Source organism: Arenimonas donghaensis DSM 18148 = HO3-R19 (assembly GCF_000743535.1).
In the GTDB taxonomy this organism is placed as follows: Bacteria; Pseudomonadota; Gammaproteobacteria; order Xanthomonadales; family Xanthomonadaceae; genus Arenimonas; species Arenimonas donghaensis.
Genome location: NZ_AVCJ01000029.1, coordinates 1 through 2,258 on the forward strand (window position 1 = coordinate 1; position 2,258 = coordinate 2,258).

The 2,258-nt window shown below is 58.3% G+C and carries 1 protein-coding gene; it reads left to right on the top strand.

All coding sequences use genetic code 11. The annotated features are described in order from the left end of the window. Positions 1-1,819 precede the first annotated feature (1,819 nt). Positions 1,820-2,158 carry a hypothetical protein gene (locus N788_RS14715; protein WP_152560450.1) on the top strand — a complete coding sequence of 113 codons (339 nt, stop codon included), beginning with the start codon at positions 1,820-1,822 and terminating at the stop codon, positions 2,156-2,158. Positions 2,159-2,258 lie beyond the last annotated feature (100 nt).

Consider the following 2,258-nt stretch of genomic DNA (forward strand, 5'->3'; position numbering starts at 1 on the left):
TCTGGCGGTTACCTTCCTGGCTGGATGCGCGCATTGGCTCGGCCCCGCCCATGGCACCATTTATGTTGTGGGCACCACCCCTGGCAATGACTCCTGCCGACTTGCTCTCTCCCCTGCGCACCTTCGTACGCAGACCGATGGTCGCTTGGTTTCAGGCGCGTTTCGGGAGGCCTTTACGGTCCAGCCGTCCAAGAGTGGGCACCGAGCCCAATTGAGCTGCCAGGGATCAATTGTCGCCTCGCGGGAATTCAAGTACGGTCGCGACGTGCGCATTGGCGGGGACCTGCCCATTACGGCTAGTGACCCCTAACTATTCATTCAAGCCGACGTGCCTCCGGCACGCGGCTTAACTCAAGGCGTTAGGCCGCTATGGAAAGTCTTCCTCCGCTTTCAGCCTTCTCCGCTTCCCTTGTTGGTCTTGTCGCCTGCGCGGCGATCTATTTCGGGGCACGGAGCAGTGGCTGGATTGGGAGATCAGCGATTGCGGCCGGTATCGCAGTGGTCTTGTGCATATCCGTCCTGCCTTACTATCTGCTCATGGCGTTCGACAACCTTGGCAACGAGACGTATGAGCTTGGTTTCGTCGTCTACCTAGCTATCAGCACCGTCTCCGCGCTCTCAGCACTCGCTTTCTTGTTGTTGCTCGTGTGGTCTCGCCGTCGTGGCGCGGCCTAACTAATCATTCAAGCCGACGCCTTCGGCGCGGCTTAACTCAAGGCGTTAGGCCTCATGCGGAACACCCTCGCATTCGCGGCAGCTGTCGTTGCGGCCTCGGCACTTGCCGGTGAACTCCCGCCCTCCGAGCTGACCATTGGTGGGGTTGCTTCTGGCGCCACTGAGACAAGCGTCACTAGCCAACTTGGCGAGCCACCCGAGCGCATTGATACCGGCGAGGGCACCGAGTTCCACTATCCAGGCCTCGTGGTCACGGTGGGCTGGCTGGAACAAAGAGGACCCGGGGTCCAAAGGCGCGTCCAAGGCCTTCTCGGCACAGGACCACGAGCTTGCACTCCGCGAGGCCTCTGTCCCGGAATGGCCACGTCAGAAGTTGGCCGCCTGTACGGCCCTGTCGCACCGGTTCAGCGGGAGTCCGGGGTTTTCCTTGAGTACCAGCCAGAGGGCCTTGCGTGCTGGCTGCAAGTTTCGGCCCCAGGCGCTATCGTGGAGTCGGTGGCCGTGGCATGCCAGCCATAAGGCCTAACTAATCATTCAAGCCGACGCCTTCGGCGCGGCTTAACTCAAGGTGTTAGGCCAGATGAGAAGACGCTCCGCTGCACTACTTTTGCTCTTGGCTGCAGCCACGTCGTGCGCTAAGGGGGAGCGTGACCTGGCTATCGGTGAAGATGGCGCACTCCGGGCCATTCCCACATCATTCGGTAAAGTCAATTTGCACATTGAAGGGCTCGAAACCAGCTCGCCGGTCATCGCTTTCAAGGCTGGCAATAGAATTAACTTATTGCCGCCCTGCGCCACTAAGATCGTTGGGTCTCATTCGACAGACCACATTTCTGCATCCGGATCTTGGGATCACGACGCGCGAAGCTTCCCTCATTTTGTTCGTGTGAATCTATATGAGGATTATGGCGGCGAGCGCTTCAACTACGCCGCTAGAATCGAGATCATTTTCGACCTACGAACCACCGAGCTATTCGACATAAAGAGGTTCGTAAAACTGCCCGACTCTCAATGGGAGCGCATGGAAGAGTTGAGCTTTCCACCCGGCTGCGACCCACTGACGAGGCGGCCTAACCAATCATTCAAGCCGAACCCGCTTCGCGGGTCGGCTTAACTCAAGGTGTTAGGCCGCTGGAGCTGCAGCATGTCGAAATCGAAGGTCGTGATTGTCCTGCTCGCGGTCTTGCTGCTCGCATCGAACCTTTGGTGGGCATTCCGAATGCTTGACGCTGGCGTCACTCACACGTACATGGGCGTTTCGCTGGAGGACAATCAAGTAGCACTGGCCCAAGTTATTGCCGTGGCAAATGAAGCCTCTCGTGTTGAGGCTACTCGGGAATCAATTGTGGCCGCAGCAAGTCAGGTCGAAACCGATATTGACCCGTTTGAGAAGGACGGCTATCTCTGGGTAGGACGGATCGGCCTCAGGTTCAGCGACAACGGCAGGTTGCAGGATGTGGTTCGGGCGTGGAGCCCACCATAGCCAGCGGCCTAACTAATCATTCAAGCCGACGCCTTCGGCGCGGCTTAACTCAGGTGTTAGGCCTCATGGACCCTGCCTTCTTGATCTCGAAGTATGAAAG

Bases quoted from the DNA above. Each gene is read 5' to 3' on its own strand.
- N788_RS14715 (WP_152560450.1), top strand. From the start codon at position 1,820: ATGTCGAAATCGAAGGTCGTGATTGTCCTGCTCGCGGTCTTGCTGCTC.